Raw genomic sequence first — 12,796 nt, 5'->3', positions numbered from 1 at the left:
GGAACCCCATGACGACGACAGGGGGCGCCGTCACAGCGGCAGCATGGAACTGGGCGACCTTGGCGATCGCGGTGGCCACGGCGATCGCCGCGGTGGAACTGGTCCGGCGGGTGCTCAAATCACGCCTGATAGGGGAGCGATGGGCGCTCGCCGGGCCGTTCGTGCGCCGGTGCACCTGGCCGGGCTTTGCCTCGGCGGTGGTCGGCACCGTCAAGGCGGCCTACGACCCCGACATGCCGGGGTCGGACTCCCACGGCTTCCAGCAGGTGCTGTCGCTGCTGCTGATCGCCTGCGTGACCTGGCTGATGATCCAGGCGGCGTACGCGGTGACCGACGTCGTCCTCGACCGGCTCACGCGGGTCGAGGGCGAGCGCAACCGCAGGGCCCGGCGCATCCGCACCCAGATCGCGCTGGTGCGCCGGGTGTCGGCGGCGGTCGTCGTGGTGCTCGCGCTCGGGGCGATGCTGTTCACCTTCCCGCAGGTGCGGGCGCTCGGCGCGGGGCTGCTCGCCTCCGCCGGGATCGCCGGTGTGGTGGGCGGCATCGCGGCCCAGTCCACGCTCGGCAACATGCTGGCCGGGCTGCAGCTGGCCTTCAGCGACGCGCTGCGGCTCGACGACGTGGTCGTGGTGGAGGACGAGTGGGGCCGGATCGAGGAGCTGACCCTCACCTACGTGGCGCTGCGCCTGTGGGACGAACGGCGGCTCATCCTGCCGGTGTCCTACTTCACCACCAACCCGTTCGAGAACTGGACGCGCCACGAGAGCCGCATCCTCGGCAGCGTGTACCTGCGCGTGGACTGGTCGGTCCCGGTCGAGGAGGTGCGCGCCGAGCTCTACCGGGCGCTGCGCGACAACCCGCTGTGGGACCAGAAGGACTGGACGCTCCAGGTCACCGACATCACCCCGGGCGGGCTGGTCGAGCTGCGCGCCCTGATGAGCGCGGCCGATTCGGCGAGCGCCTTCGACCTGCGCTGCGACATCCGCGAGCACCTGGTCGGGTTCATCCGCGAGAAGTATCCCGAGAGCCTTCCCCGCCTGCGCGTCGACACCCCCGCCCGCTGACCCCGCCGGATCACCTGCCTGATCATCGGGGCTTGGGGCCTTGGGAGCCGGGCGGCGGGTGTCAGGGGGCGTTGGACGGGCGCAGCAGCCTGCTCGCGCCGGCGATGAGCGCGGTGGCGAGGATCCAGCCCGCGGCGACCAGACCGTTCGCCAGCCACTGGGTCCATCCGGCCGGCTCCCAGGCGCCCCGCTGCTCGAACACGCTCACCGGCACGAGCAGATCGAGCGTGTAGACGAACGCGTTGAAGTGGCGCGACTCGTCCAGCCCGATCTGATGCGGCGGCCACTGGGTGAAGATCATCGTGCCCGTGGCGAGAAGCAGGGCGGCCCACAGGCCGGCGAGCCAGGGCCGGTAGCCGTACCCCACGAGGCCGTCGAGCAGCCGGCCCCACAGCCGCCCGGGCAGCCGCAGCGTCCGCCGCCGGGCCCGCTGCCGGGCCAGCAGCACCCGCCGCGCGTCCGGCTCGTGCCCGATCCGCCGGTAATAGGCCGCCAGTTGCTCGTACGGCTGGGGCAGGTAGCCGCCGGGATCGCACCGCAGCCAGGAGAGCCGGTCCGCCAGGGTCGCCGGCCCGCGCAGCGACTCGTACGTCAGTCCGTTGAGCCGCACGTCGCCCGGGTAGCCTTCCGGGCGATCGAACAGCACCCCCAGGCGGGAGTAGCCGAGGTTGACCTCGCCCTCGATCGACTCGGGCAGCAGAATGAGCTCGTCGGCCTGCATGTGGCTCAGGTGCAGCACCCGTCCCGGTGCCCGCAGCACCGAGCCGTGGAACGACAGGACCCCGCCGATACGCGCGCCGCGCAGCCGTACGGTCCCGTCGGCGGTGAACCCCGCGCCGAGTTCGGCCGCGGCGGCCTGCAGGTGGTCGGCGTGCACGGCGGGAGTGCCGTCCGTCGTGATGACGGCGCCCTGGAGATAGAGCCCGCTGGAGAAGCGGGCGCCGATCAGCCGCAGCCCGCCCGTGGCCCGCATGTCGCGCAGGAAGGCGCTGCCGTCCACCACGAGCCCGCCGGCCCACAGTGCCACCGACTCCCAGGTCCGCGGCTCCTCCGATCCCTCCGGCCCGTTCCAGCCGTTCAGTCCCCGGGAACCCAGTCCCCAGGAACCCGGTTCCGCCGGGTCCGCCCCCGGTTCGCGGTACGGCGCCTCGCCGGGGGTGCCCACGCGCGTGCCGGAGAGCCGGAGCTGCCCGGTCACGTGGGCGTTGTCCAGGCGCACCCCCGCGTGGACGACCGATCCGTCGAGGTCGAGCAGCCCGTCGATCGTGGCCCTGCTGGCTCGGAAGCGCAGGATGTCACAGCGCCGCAGCCGTACGCCCCTGGTCCTGGCGTCGTTGAGCGAGACCGTTCCGGCGATGTGGCAGTCGAGCAGGTGGAGCTTCGCCTCGATCGTGGCGTCGGACAGGTTGAGGTCGCCGACGATCCGGGCTCCGGCGAGCCGGACACCCGGCACCCAGGGCGATCCGCCGGCGCCCCGGTCGAGCACCAAGGCGGCGATCACCTCGGCGCGGACCACCCGTGAGCCGCCCCACAAGCCTTTCGAGCCCCACGCGCCGCCGGAGGAGGAGTCCACCGCCCGGCCATGGCGCAGGTCGACCCAGGCGCCGGTGGGATAGGCGTCCCACAGCCGTCGCTCGGCGGGGGTGAGCCGGCGGAAGGGGGGCCGCGATCTCCGCATGGGCACGACGATATCGCCGATCTTCCTAGGGGCCCGGCACTCCGGCGGGCCCGGTCGCCGATGCGCCGCACAGGCGTGGGGTCCGGCCTCAGGAACCGCAGTCGCAGCAGCACCCGTCACCGCAGCAACACCCGTCACCACAGCAACATCCGTCACCGCAGCCGCCGTCGCCCGAGCCGCCGTCGCCCGAGCTTCCGTCGGAGCAGGACGAGCAGCAGTCGCAACAGTCGCAGCAGTCGCACTGGTCGCAGAAGCAGCGTTCGTGCCATGGCGCGTTCCGCTCGGTGCTCCACGGCGGGCGATAGAGCCCGCAGGTCAGGAAGACCGCCACCCCGGCCGCCGCCGTCAGTCCGAGCCCCGGGCGGTCGCCGGGGCCCTGGGGGGAGCCGCCGGGCGGGGCGTCCGGCGGCGCCGGGGAGGTGTCCCCGGCCGGCGCGCGGTGCGCCGCGCAGGCGGCGCCGTGGGCCCGTGTCCCGAACGCCCGGTCGACGGCGCGGCGGGTCTCGCCGCACAGCAGCGCCTCGACCAGGTGCCGCTCCTCCAGGTCGAGGTCGCGTACGGCGAGGCGCAGCCCGTGCAGCGCGTCCTCGCACACCCGACGGGCCTCGGTGGGCGAGGTGCCGGTCGCGTCGAGCGGGTTGTAGGCCCCTCGGGCCCGGTCCTCGGCGAGGTCCTCGACCGCGTCGATCAAATGGGCGATCCGGCCGAAGAAACGTCCGGCCTCGCGCAGGCTCTCGGCGTTGCCCGGCCGGCCCGCGAGCGTGGCCGTGTGCGCGAAGGCCGCGGCCACCGCGGTCTCGGTGGGTTCCGTGACGTCGAGCAGGGCGCGCCCGGGGGACGCCTCGAGCAGCGCCTGGCGGGCCGAGACCTCGGTCAGGACGGCCGTGTCGAATCCGATCGACTCCGCGCCGCGGCGGGCGGCCGAGGCCCAGGCGGCGGCCGTGACGCGCATCGGGACACCGGCCACGCGCTGGGCCGCGATCCCGTCGCCGTCGGACGCGTGGTCGCGGATCTTGCCCGCGGCGAGGGCCAGCGAGACCACGGCGGCCAGTCGGGCGCCCGCGTCGTCCGACGGCAGCACCTGCGCCGGCCGGAAGCCGCGCAGCGCGCAGGGCCCGGCGGTGCGCCGGTTCGGCCCCGTCCCCGCTCGCGGCCCGGCCCCTGATCGGGCCCCTGAGTGAACCCGCGACTGCGCCTCGGTCAGGACGGACAGGATGAGGCCGTCGTAGTTGGTCGCCATGCGGGCCAGGTGCCCGTGCCGGTCCCGCAGTGTCAGGCACAGCCCGCACAGGTGCGCGCGCCAGGCCTCGTGGACGGACGGGCAGGAGTGGCGGGCACACGGCCGGAGGATCCCGAACACCCAGAGACTCCTTGGGGTTATGCGTACGGGATCATCCCGCTGCGCGGCGATTATGCCACCAGAGAGGAATTTGAGGAAAAAGCCGGGAGGCCGTTCGCGCGGCATCAGCCCGGTGCGCGGGCGATGCCGTCGCGGGCGGGCCCCTGCCGCGGGAGCCGGGCGGATGACCTGGACAATCGAGAGATGCATGGTATCGACGGGTTCGAACTGACCCTCGACGAGCACGTCTCCACCCTGACCCTCGACCGGCCCGCCACGCGTATGAGCGGCGAGCCGAGGAGTGAGCGGAGCGGTGGGCCGAGGGACGAGGCCGCCCGCGGAGCCGAATGAGGAGAGGAGTGCGACCATGAGCACGGGCCATGACCGCCGCGATGTGGCGGGCGCTGCCGGGCATCCAGGCGGACCTGGCCGCCGGTATGAAGGTACGCGTCCTCATCCTTACCGGCGCCGGTGCGACTTTCTGTTCCGGTGCTGATATTTCGGAAATTCATGAGCTTGGCGATAACGACGATGACACCGGTCTCACCGTGGTCGCAGAGCACGCGCTCATGACCTTTCCCAAACCCGTGATCGCGATGATCGAGGGATACTGCGTCGGCGGCGGATGCCAGCTCGCGCTCGCCTGCGACCTGCGCCTCGCCGCCTCCGGCGCCCGCTTCGGCGTCACCCCGGCCAAGCTCGGCATCGTCTATCCGCTCAGCTCCACGCGGCGGCTCGCACAGATCGCCGGGCCCGCCACCGCGAAGCTGCCGCTCTTCTCGGCCGAGCTCATCGACGCAGATCAGGCGTTGCGTATGGGCCTCGTCGACGAGGTCTGCCCGCCGGAGAGCCTGCGCGAGCGCGTGTACGGCCTGGCCGCCACGATCGCCGGACGGTCCCGCCTGACGCTGACCGCGGCCAAGCAGATCATCGACGGCCGGGCCGGGGAGACCGAGGTGCGCGCCTGGCAGTGGGAGGCGAGGGAGAGCGGGGAAATGGACGAAGGTGTCCAGGCATATCGGGAGAGGCGTTCCCCTGGATTCTCTTGGGATGCAAAATAGGCATAAACGGGACTCGCAGTGGTAATGACCCTGTGAGGTGTGAGATGTCGCAGAAGCCATTCGCCAGGTTCGTCCGCTGGCTGGGACTTGATAGGAATCCGCTTCGGCGCCGGTGCGACCGGGTCGAAGCGCTGGTCCGGCTTGCCGCGGTGCTGGGGGTCGTGGTCGCGGTCGTGGCCGGCGTGATGCTCGGCATACGCGAGTACGGCAACGGCCTGAGAGCCGAGGCCCGGCAGGCGCACAACCGGCATCAGGTCGTCGCCACGCTGACCGGTGACGTGACGACGCCCCGGCTGTCGGTGGCCGGAGCGGCGGTCGGGCACGCCCAGGCCACCTGGGTGGCCCCCGACGGCACGGCGAGAGCCGGTGTCATCGAGGTCCCGCCGAGCAGGCACGCGGGCGAGACGGTGCGCGTCTGGACCGACGGCAAAGGCGCGATCACGCCCCGGCCGCAGGACCGGGAGACCACGGTGGTCGCCGCGCTCACCGTCGGCACGGGCATGCCGCTGGCCGCAGGCGCGCTCCTCGCGCTGCTGGTGACCTGCACCCGCCTGGTCAACCAGCGCCGGGCCCGCCGGGTGTGGGAGGCCCAGTGGACCGTGGTCGAGCCGATGTGGCGGATCAACGGCCGCTGAACGCCCGCCGATCGCCGGGCGTTCAGCGGTCGACGATCTCGTTCTTCCCGATCACGACCACACCACTGCGGGTCACCGCGAAGCGCTGGCGGTCGTACTCCAGGTCGAAGCCGATCCGGGCACCGTCGGGGATGACCACGTTCTTGTCGATGATGGCCTTGCGGACGATCGCGCCCCTGCCGACCTTCACGCTGCCCATCAGCACCGAGTCCTCGACGTGCGAGTGGGAGTGCAGCACCACGCCGGGGGACAGGATGGAGCGCAGCGCGGTGCCGCCCGACACGATGACCCCGGGTGACACGAGCGATTCCATCGCGTGCCCCACCCGGTCGCCCTCGTTGTGCACGAACTTCGCCGGCGGCAGCGGATCGTTGCCGGTGTAGATCGGCCACCGGTCGTTGTAGAGGTTGAAGACCGGCTGCACCGAGATGAGGTCCATGTTGGCCTCGTAGTAGGCGTCGAGCGTCCCCACGTCGCGCCAGTAGCCCCGGTCGCGTTCGGTGGAGCCGGGCACCACGTTGTGCGCGAAGTCGTACACCTCGGCGCCGCCGCTCTTGACGAACATCGGGATGATGTTGCCGCCGAGGTCGTGCTTGCTGCTGGGGTCGAGTGCGTCCTCGCGCAGGGCCTCGATCAGGGCCTGGGTCTTGAAGACGTAGTTGCCCATCGAGGCGAAGATCTGGTCGGGGGCGTCGGGCAGGCCCACCGCGTCCTTCGGCTTCTCGCGGAACGCGACGATCCGGCGGCCCGAGGGGTCCGCCTCGATGACCCCGAACTGGTCGGCCAGTTCGAGGGGCTGGCGGATCGCGGCGACGGTCACGTCCGCGCCCGAGTCGATGTGCTGGTCGACCATCTGGCGCGGATCCATCCGGTAGATGTGGTCCGCGCCGAAGACGATCACGTGATCGGGCATCTCGTCGTAGATGAGATTGAGGTTCTGGAACAGCGCGTCGGCCGATCCGGCGAACCAGCGCGGCCCGAGCCGCTGCTGCGCCGGCACCGGGGTCACGTAGTTGCCGAGCATCGACGACAGCCGCCACGTCCGGGAGATGTGCCGGTCCAGGCTGTGGTTCTTGTACTGCGTCAGCACGACGATCTGCCAGTAGTGGGCGTTCGCCAGATTCGACAGGACGAAGTCGATGAGCCGGTAGATGCCGCCGAAGGGCACGGCGGGCTTGGCCCGATCCGCGGTCAGCGGCATCAGCCGCTTGCCCTCTCCACCCGCGAGCACGATCGCCAGGACCTTCATAGGCAGGACCTTAACCCCCGAAACGGCTAACAAACACCAGGGACACCGGCAATCGGTGTCAATCAGGGACTCTAAGCTCACTCGTATGCGTGTCGATCTGCTGAGCCGTGAGTATCCGCCCGAGGTGTACGGCGGTGCCGGAGTCCATGTCGAGTACCTCGCGCGGGAGCTTCGCCGGCTGGCCGACGTGCGGGTGCGGTGCTTCGGCGCCCCGCGCGAGGAGCCCGGAGTGCGGGCCTACGCGGTCCCCGGAGGGCTGTCGGGCGCGAACGCCGCCCTGCAGGTGCTCGGCGTCGACGTCGAGATGGCCGCCGGCTGCGAGGGCGCCGACGTCGTGCACAGCCACACCTGGTACGCGAACTTCGCCGGCCACGTCGCCAAGATGCTGTACGGCGTGCCGCACGTGGCCACCACGCACAGCCTGGAGCCGCTGCGGCCGTGGAAGGCCGAGCAGCTCGGCGGCGGCTACACGCTGTCGTCGTGGGCGGAGCGGACCGCGCTCCACGATGCCGACGCGATCATCGCGGTGTCCGAGGGTATGCGCCGCGACGTGCTCACGGCCTACCCCGAGATCCCCGCCGAGCGCGTGCGGGTGATCCACAACGGGATCGACACCGAGGAGTACGCGCCGTCCCGGGGCACCGAGGCCCTGGTGAAGCACGGCATCGACCCGGCCGTGCCGTACGTCGTCTTCGTGGGGCGCATCACCCGGCAGAAGGGCCTGGTGCACCTGCTCCACGCGGCCCGGTCGTTCGACCCGGCGGCGCAGCTCGTGCTGTGCGCGGGCGCGCCCGACACGCCGGAGATCGCCGAGGAGGTCACGGCGCTCGTGCGCGAGCTGTCGGCCTCCCGCAAGGGCGTGGTGTGGATCTCCGAGATGCTGCCCAGGCCCGAGGTGATCCAGATCCTCACGCACGCCACCGTGTTCGTGTGCCCCTCGGTGTACGAGCCGATGGGCATCGTGAACCTGGAGGCGATGGCGTGTGAGACCGCCGTCGTGGCGACCGCGACCGGAGGCATCCCCGAGGTGGTCGCCGACGGCGAGACGGGCCTGCTCGTCCCGATCGACCAGGGTCCCGACGGCGAGCCGCACGACCCGGAGGCGTTCGCCGCGGCGCTGGCCGAGCGGGTGAACGGGGTGCTCGGCGACCCGCGCCTCGCGGCCGCGATGGGCGAGGCCGGGCGCGTGCGCGCGATCGACCACTTCTCCTGGCGGCGGATCGCCGAGCGCACCCACGAGCTCTACGCGTCGCTCACCGGCCAGGGATGATCATGGTGACGCCCGGATGCGCGCCCGGCCGGGTCAGCGCGTCCGGCGCGTCGTCCAGGCCGACGGTGCGGGTGACCAGCAGGTCGGGGCGGAGCACGCCCGCCGCGATCAGCTCCAGCATCGGCGGGTAGGCGTGGGCGGCCATGCCGTGGCTGCCCGCGATCTCCAGCTCGTGCGCGATGACCCGGCCCATCGGCAGGGAGGTCTCCCCGGGGAGCAGGCCCACCTGCACGTGACGGCCGCGCCTGCGCAGGCTGCCGATCGAGGCGGCGCAGGTCGCGCGGGCGCCCAGCGCGTCGAGCGAGACGTCGGCGCCGCCGCCCCCGGTCGCGGCCCTGACCCGGGCGGCCGATTCTTCGGGCGAGTCGCCCTCGGCGACCAGGACGCACTCGGCCGCGCCGAACCGCCGGGCCAGGTCGAGTGCGGCGGGGGACACGTCCACCGCGACGACCCGCGCGCCCACGGCGGCGCCGATCATCACGGCCGACAGCCCGACCCCGCCGCAGCCGTGCACGGCCAGCCACCGGCCCGCCCGCGCCCGCCCCTGGTCGACGACCGCGCGGAACGCCGTGGCGAAGCGGCAGCCCAGGCTCGCCGCCGTGGCGAACGCCATGCCGTCCGGCAGCCGTACGAGGTTCACGTCGGCGTGGTCGATCGCGACCAGCTCGGCGAACGATCCCCAGTGGGTGAAGCCGGGCTGCGTCTGGCGCTCGCACACCTGCTGGTTACCGGCGACGCACTCGCGGCAGCTCCCGCAGGCGCAGACGAACGGCGTCATCACCCGGTCGCCCGGCCGCCAGCGGGTCACCCGCGGGCCCGCCGACTCCACCACCCCGGCCAGTTCGTGGCCGGGCACGTGCGGCAGGACGGTGATGTCCGCGTCGTGGCCCATCCACCCGTGCCAGTCGCTGCGACACATCCCGGTCGCCTCGACCCTGATCACCACACCGTCCGGCGGCGCCACCGGGTCCGCCACCTCGCGCACCCCGGCCCGCCCGCCGAACTCCTCGTACACCACCGCACGCATGTCACGCTCCTTTCCCTGGCCGTACGCTAATCGGGTGATTGCGATCGATCGGGTCCGCATGGCCTTCACCGACCGGAACGGCGGCGTGAGCGCCGGGCCGTACGGCACGCGCAACCTCGGCGGGGCGGTGGGGGACGACCCCGCGGCGGTCGCCGAGAACCGGGCGAAGACGGCCGCGGAGTTCGGGCTCGGCCAGGTGGTGTTCATGCGCCAGGTCCACGGCACCGACGTCGCATACGCCGAGGGGCCGTTCGGGGACGACCCGCCCGCGCTGGACGCGGTGTTCACCGACCGTCCCGGGCTCGGCCTGGCGGTCCTGGTCGCCGACTGCGCGCCCGTGCTGGTGGCCGATCCGGAGGCCGGGCTGGTCGGCGGCGCGCACTCGGGACGGCCGGGCACGGAGGCGGGCGTGGTGCCCGCCCTGGTCGAGGCGATGACGGCCAACGGCGCGCGGCCGGAGCGGATGACGGCCGTGATCGGGCCGTCGGCGTGCGGGCTCTGCTACGAGGTGCCGGAAGATCTGCGCGAGCGCGTCGCCGCCAGCGTGCCGGAGACCTGGTCGCGGACCCGGAACGGCACGCCCGCGCTCGACATCCGGGCCGGGATCGCGGCCCAGCTCGCCCGGGCCGGCGTGGCCGACGTCCGGCACGACGACCGCTGCACGATCGAGACGGCCGACCTCTACTCCTACCGCCGCGAGCGGCGCACCGGGCGCTTCGCCGGATACGTCTGGCTGACCACCGGCTGATCCGCCGACCCGGCTCAGGCGCGTGCCCGCGGCTCCAGCCCGGCGTACGCCTTCCTGAGCAGCGCGTGCAGGGTCGCGCGCTCGTCCTCGTCCAGCGCGGCCAGCACGTCGTCGCGTACCTCACCGGCCTCGCGCAGGGCCGCCTCCAGCGTGACCAGGCCCGCGGAACTGACGGCGACGCGGTATCGCCGCCGGTCCTCCGGGTCGCGCTCGCGCTCCACCAGGCCAAGCGGCACGAGCGTGTCCATCACCGCCACCAGGTCGCTGGGGTCGATGCCCAGCCTGGCGCCGAGCTCGCGCTGGGACGCGGGGCCGAAGTCGCGGAGCGCGGCCAGCACGGCCATGTCCCACAGGCCGATGCCGTGTCCGCGCAGCCGGTCGCCCATGCGGCGTCGCCCGGCGACGCCCACCTTCGACAGCAGGAACGCGGTGATCCCGAGCAGAGACGGGGGAAGTTGCGGCACCTCGGTCATGAGTGCAGGATAGGGCAAGACCAATAGTTGGTGCCTACCAAGGACTTTCCATGGACGCTCTCTACCCTCGCGTGCTCACCTCCAGGTTCGCCGAGTCCTTCCGCTTCTACGACGGCCTGCTCACCGGCGTCGCCGGAGCCCGGCTCGTCAAGGGCGACCAGGACGGGCCGTACGCCAACTGGGACCGCGGCGGTGAGGCGGTGCTCGCGCTGCTCGACCGGTCGATGCTGGAGCGGGTAACGGGCATCGGCCTCGGCGGCCCGGGCGACACGACGATGCTGGTCCTGACCGTGGACGACGTCGAACGCGCGGTGGCCGCGGGGGCGGCGTGCGGAGGCCGGGTCGTGGTGCCGCCGGGCGACCGGCCCGAATGGGGACCGACCTGCCGCACCGCCCACCTGCGCGACCCCGACGGCAACCTCGTCGAACTCCAGTCCTACTGAGAAGAGCCGGGCACGGAGTCAGGGATCCCGGCGGGTGATGGCGACGGATGCGGCTGCGAGCGCGAGCGCGACGTAGCCGAGCAGCACCAGCACCGCCCCGGCCGGCGGCAGCCACGCGCCGGGGATCCGGCCCGGCAGCAGGTTGGAGGCCATCGGCAGGGTGAGCGAGCCGATCCGCCCGTCCCACGGGGCGGGCAGCAGCGAGATCAGCGCGGGAACCACGAACAGCAGAGCGAAGATCGCGATGAACGCGCCGGCCGACGAACGCAGCACTGTCCCCACTCCCAGCCCCACCAGCCCCATCACCATGCAACTGAACCCGGCACCGAGCACGGTGGCCAGGGCGTACGGCGACGCGAGCGTCACCCCGATGCCGCGGGTGCCGAACACGGCCTGGCTGACGAAGAAGACGGCGAACGAGCTGACCTGGCCGGCCGCGAGTGACACCACGCCGACCACCACCGCCTTCGCCGTCAGCAGACTGCGCCGCCGTGGCACGGCGGTGAGCGTCATGCGCAGCATGCCCGTGGTGCTCTCCGAGGTGATGACGAGGATGCCGAAGGCGGCCAGCACCAGGTAGGTCACCTGGAGCGCGGTCCCGCCCGCCGCCGACGGGTCGAACCCGGATCGGCCCTGTCCGGACAGACGCTCCCATGAGCCGGCGGCGCTCAGGGCCAGCCCGCCGCCGAGCACGATCGGCAGCGGCAGCACCGCCAGCAGACAGTACGTCGAGCGCAGCGAGCGGATCTTGAGCCACTCCGCCGCGACCAGATCCCGCATCAGCCGCGCGCGCGAGGGTTCCAGCGTGCGGCCGTCGGACTCCACGAGGCTGCTCGCGATATAGGTGCCACCGGTTGTCATGCCTGCCGCCGTCCCGTCCTGTGATCGGTGCTGCTGTCGGTGAGCTCGATGAACGCCTCTTCCAGCGACGCGCTGCGTGGCGTGATCTCGTACAGCGGGATGCCGTGCGCGGCGGCCAGCTCGGAGATCCACACGTTGTCCGGCGCGGGAGGGCGGGCGGCGCCGCGACGGCCGCCGCCGACGGCCAGTCCGCCTCCCGGCTCGGGGCGCACCACGGCGCCGTGCGCGAGCAGCAACCGCTTCAGCTCGTCCTCCCGGGGGCCGCGCACCAGCACGTCCCGGTGAAATCGCGCGAGGAGCTCGCCGATGGTCGCCTCGGCGATGAGCCGGCCGCGCCCGATGATGACGACCCGGTCCGCGGTCAGCGCCGTCTCGCTCATCACGTGGCTGGAGATGAAGATTGTCCGGCCCTCGCCCGCCAGTGTGCGCAGCAGCTCGCGGATCCACCGGATGCCCTCGGGGTCGAGCCCGTTGATCGGCTCGTCGAGGATGAGCACGCCGGGGTCGCCGAGCAGCGCGGCGGCGATCCCCAGCCGCTGCCGCATGCCGAGCGAGAAACCGCCCACTCTCCGGTGCGCCACGTCCGTCAGGCCGACCTGGTCCAGCACCTCGGCCACCCGCCGGCGGCCGATGCCGCCGGCGCGGGCCAGCACGGACAGATGGTGGTACGCCGAGCGGCCGGTGTGGGCGGCGTCCGCGTCCAGCAGTGCGCCGACAGAGCAGAGCGGACGGACCAGCGATCGGAAGGGCCGGCCGCCGACGAGGGTCTCGCCCGAGTCGGGAGTGACCAGGCCGAGCACCGCGCGCATGGTGGTCGACTTCCCCGCCCCGTTGGGGCCGAGGAACCCTGTCACCAGACCCGGCCGCACGTGGATGGACAGGTCGTCGACGGCGGTCCTCGGTCCGTGGCGCTTGGTCAGATTCCGTACTTCGATCATGCCCCTCACG

At 72.6% G+C, this 12,796-nt stretch carries 14 protein-coding genes; 7 read left to right on the top strand and 7 right to left on the bottom strand.

What is annotated here, in order from left to right; genetic code table 11:
* Positions 1-8: 8 nt before the first annotated feature.
* Entirely contained in the window at positions 9-1,064 is a 1,056-nt protein-coding gene (locus ACQPZZ_RS25920) for a mechanosensitive ion channel family protein (RefSeq protein ID WP_432923101.1), read from the top strand.
* Between the two features lie 61 nt (positions 1,065-1,125).
* Here the strand turns inward: ACQPZZ_RS25920 and ACQPZZ_RS25915 are convergent, their stop codons facing one another.
* On the bottom strand, positions 1,126-2,742 hold the full coding sequence (locus ACQPZZ_RS25915; protein WP_432923098.1) for a hypothetical protein: 1,617 nt from the start codon (positions 2,740-2,742) through the stop codon (positions 1,126-1,128).
* A gap of 88 nt (positions 2,743-2,830) precedes the next feature.
* Positions 2,831-4,102, bottom strand: a complete 1,272-nt coding sequence (locus ACQPZZ_RS25910; RefSeq protein ID WP_432923095.1) for a DUF5685 family protein — start codon at positions 4,100-4,102, stop codon at positions 2,831-2,833.
* Between the two features lie 183 nt (positions 4,103-4,285).
* Here ACQPZZ_RS25910 and ACQPZZ_RS25905 point away from each other — a divergent pair, with 183 nt between their 5' ends.
* Genes ACQPZZ_RS25905 through ACQPZZ_RS25895 form a run of 3 tightly spaced genes read left to right on the top strand, consistent with a single transcriptional unit; the run spans position 4,286 to position 5,777 of the window.
* A complete protein-coding gene (locus ACQPZZ_RS25905) occupies positions 4,286-4,432 on the top strand; it encodes a hypothetical protein (protein ID WP_432923092.1) in 147 nt (48 codons plus the stop codon).
* Positions 4,433-4,461: 29 nt separating this feature from the next.
* Positions 4,462-5,142, top strand: coding sequence for an enoyl-CoA hydratase/isomerase family protein (locus ACQPZZ_RS25900; RefSeq protein WP_432923089.1), 681 nt, complete (start codon positions 4,462-4,464; stop codon positions 5,140-5,142).
* 44 nt (positions 5,143-5,186) lie between these two features.
* On the top strand, positions 5,187-5,777 hold the full coding sequence (locus ACQPZZ_RS25895; RefSeq protein WP_432923086.1) for an Rv1733c family protein: 591 nt from the start codon (positions 5,187-5,189) through the stop codon (positions 5,775-5,777).
* A 22-nt stretch (positions 5,778-5,799) separates the two neighbouring features.
* Here ACQPZZ_RS25895 and glgC read toward each other — a convergent pair whose 3' ends face one another.
* Entirely contained in the window at positions 5,800-7,026 is a 1,227-nt protein-coding gene (gene glgC, locus ACQPZZ_RS25890) for a glucose-1-phosphate adenylyltransferase (RefSeq protein WP_363640039.1), read from the bottom strand.
* Positions 7,027-7,111: 85 nt separating this feature from the next.
* Here glgC and glgA point away from each other — a divergent pair, with 85 nt between their 5' ends.
* A complete protein-coding gene (glgA, locus tag ACQPZZ_RS25885; RefSeq protein ID WP_432923083.1) occupies positions 7,112-8,296 on the top strand; it encodes a glycogen synthase in 1,185 nt (394 codons plus the stop codon).
* On the opposite strand, the gene ACQPZZ_RS25880 is transcribed toward glgA, so the two are convergent.
* Positions 8,280-9,323, bottom strand: coding sequence for a zinc-dependent alcohol dehydrogenase family protein (locus ACQPZZ_RS25880; RefSeq protein WP_432923080.1), 1,044 nt, complete (start codon positions 9,321-9,323; stop codon positions 8,280-8,282). The two genes, glgA and ACQPZZ_RS25880, sit on opposite strands and share 17 nt — an antisense overlap.
* Positions 9,324-9,381: 58 nt before the next feature.
* On the opposite strand from ACQPZZ_RS25880, the gene pgeF reads away from it, so the two are divergent.
* The gene (pgeF, locus tag ACQPZZ_RS25875; RefSeq protein WP_432934543.1) at positions 9,382-10,071 is read left to right on the top strand and encodes a peptidoglycan editing factor PgeF; all 690 of its coding nucleotides are present in this window, start codon (positions 9,382-9,384) and stop codon (positions 10,069-10,071) included.
* Positions 10,072-10,085: 14 nt separating this feature from the next.
* Here pgeF and ACQPZZ_RS25870 read toward each other — a convergent pair whose 3' ends face one another.
* A complete protein-coding gene (locus tag ACQPZZ_RS25870) occupies positions 10,086-10,544 on the bottom strand; it encodes a MarR family winged helix-turn-helix transcriptional regulator (RefSeq protein WP_432923077.1) in 459 nt (152 codons plus the stop codon).
* Between the two features lie 50 nt (positions 10,545-10,594).
* Between ACQPZZ_RS25870 and ACQPZZ_RS25865 the strand changes: the two genes are divergently transcribed.
* A complete protein-coding gene (locus ACQPZZ_RS25865) occupies positions 10,595-10,987 on the top strand; it encodes a VOC family protein (protein WP_432923074.1) in 393 nt (130 codons plus the stop codon).
* An 18-nt stretch (positions 10,988-11,005) separates the two neighbouring features.
* Here ACQPZZ_RS25865 and ACQPZZ_RS25860 read toward each other — a convergent pair whose 3' ends face one another.
* Both ACQPZZ_RS25860 and ACQPZZ_RS25855 read right to left on the bottom strand, forming a co-directional pair.
* Positions 11,006-11,848 carry an ABC transporter permease gene (locus tag ACQPZZ_RS25860; protein WP_432923071.1) on the bottom strand — a complete coding sequence of 281 codons (843 nt, stop codon included), beginning with the start codon at positions 11,846-11,848 and terminating at the stop codon, positions 11,006-11,008.
* A complete protein-coding gene (locus tag ACQPZZ_RS25855) occupies positions 11,845-12,786 on the bottom strand; it encodes an ABC transporter ATP-binding protein (protein WP_363640050.1) in 942 nt (313 codons plus the stop codon). Before ACQPZZ_RS25855 ends, ACQPZZ_RS25860 begins: the two co-directional genes overlap by 4 nt.
* Between the last annotated feature and the right edge of the window lie 10 nt (positions 12,787-12,796).

This window comes from Microbispora sp. CA-135349 (genome assembly GCF_050947365.1).
Classification (GTDB): domain Bacteria; phylum Actinomycetota; class Actinomycetes; order Streptosporangiales; family Streptosporangiaceae; genus Microbispora.
Note: the sequence above shows the minus strand (reverse complement) of the source record. Positions and strands in the feature narration are given on the sequence as shown.

Excerpts from the sequence above, each read along its gene's own strand:
- ACQPZZ_RS25905 (WP_432923092.1), top strand. The coding sequence starts at position 4,286 with ATGCATGGTATCGACGGGTTCGAACTGACCCTCGACGAGCACGTCTCC.
- ACQPZZ_RS25855 (WP_363640050.1), bottom strand. The coding sequence starts at position 12,786 with ATGATCGAAGTACGGAATCTGACCAAGCGCCACGGACCGAGGACCGCC.
- ACQPZZ_RS25865 (WP_432923074.1), top strand. The coding sequence starts at position 10,595 with ATGGACGCTCTCTACCCTCGCGTGCTCACCTCCAGGTTCGCCGAGTCC.
- glgA (WP_432923083.1), top strand. The coding sequence starts at position 7,112 with ATGCGTGTCGATCTGCTGAGCCGTGAGTATCCGCCCGAGGTGTACGGC.
- ACQPZZ_RS25895 (WP_432923086.1), top strand. The coding sequence starts at position 5,187 with ATGTCGCAGAAGCCATTCGCCAGGTTCGTCCGCTGGCTGGGACTTGAT.
- ACQPZZ_RS25860 (WP_432923071.1), bottom strand. The coding sequence starts at position 11,848 with ATGACAACCGGTGGCACCTATATCGCGAGCAGCCTCGTGGAGTCCGAC.
- ACQPZZ_RS25920 (WP_432923101.1), top strand. The coding sequence starts at position 9 with ATGACGACGACAGGGGGCGCCGTCACAGCGGCAGCATGGAACTGGGCG.
- ACQPZZ_RS25870 (WP_432923077.1), bottom strand. The coding sequence starts at position 10,544 with ATGACCGAGGTGCCGCAACTTCCCCCGTCTCTGCTCGGGATCACCGCG.
- ACQPZZ_RS25915 (WP_432923098.1), bottom strand. The coding sequence starts at position 2,742 with ATGCGGAGATCGCGGCCCCCCTTCCGCCGGCTCACCCCCGCCGAGCGA.
- glgC (WP_363640039.1), bottom strand. The coding sequence starts at position 7,026 with ATGAAGGTCCTGGCGATCGTGCTCGCGGGTGGAGAGGGCAAGCGGCTG.
- ACQPZZ_RS25900 (WP_432923089.1), top strand. The coding sequence starts at position 4,462 with ATGACCGCCGCGATGTGGCGGGCGCTGCCGGGCATCCAGGCGGACCTG.
- pgeF (WP_432934543.1), top strand. The coding sequence starts at position 9,382 with ATGGCCTTCACCGACCGGAACGGCGGCGTGAGCGCCGGGCCGTACGGC.
- ACQPZZ_RS25880 (WP_432923080.1), bottom strand. The coding sequence starts at position 9,323 with ATGCGTGCGGTGGTGTACGAGGAGTTCGGCGGGCGGGCCGGGGTGCGC.